At 58.7% G+C, this 293-nt stretch carries 1 protein-coding gene and 1 pseudogene; one reads left to right on the top strand and one right to left on the bottom strand.

Annotated features, from left to right (window positions below; translation table 11 throughout):
- Window positions 1–149, top strand: a pseudogene (locus KDM89_RS22690) (D-glycerate dehydrogenase); the annotation flags it as partial.
- Here KDM89_RS22690 and KDM89_RS21675 read toward each other — a convergent pair.
- Window positions 146–293: acyl-CoA-binding protein (locus tag KDM89_RS21675; RefSeq protein ID WP_212689840.1), on the bottom strand; the 148-nt coding region annotated here is incomplete at its 5' end. The pseudogene KDM89_RS22690 and the gene KDM89_RS21675 sit on opposite strands and share 4 nt — an antisense overlap.

Below are 293 nucleotides of genomic sequence, written 5' to 3' on the forward strand. Positions count from 1 at the left end.
TGACAAATGTGGTGCTGACGCCGCATATCGCCAGTGCTTCAGAAAAGACCCGGCGTGCGATGGCAAACTGTGCGGCAGATAATCTGATTGCAGGCTTGAGCGGACAGCGTCCGCCCAATCTGCTGACCAGTTACCCGGTGCGGGCTTAAGCTTTTAGCGAGGTGATCAGGTCGACGTATTGCTGCATCGCTGCTTCCTGGGTCGTGCCTTTGAGGGCGGCCCAGGCATCAAATTTGGCGCGACCCACAAAGTCCGTCATGCCAGGACGGTCACCAGTCGCGTCGCCAGTGCTG

The organism is Cognatundibacterium luofuense, from assembly GCF_018139685.1.
GTDB classification, from domain to species: Bacteria; Pseudomonadota; Gammaproteobacteria; order Burkholderiales; family Burkholderiaceae_D; genus Undibacterium; species Undibacterium luofuense.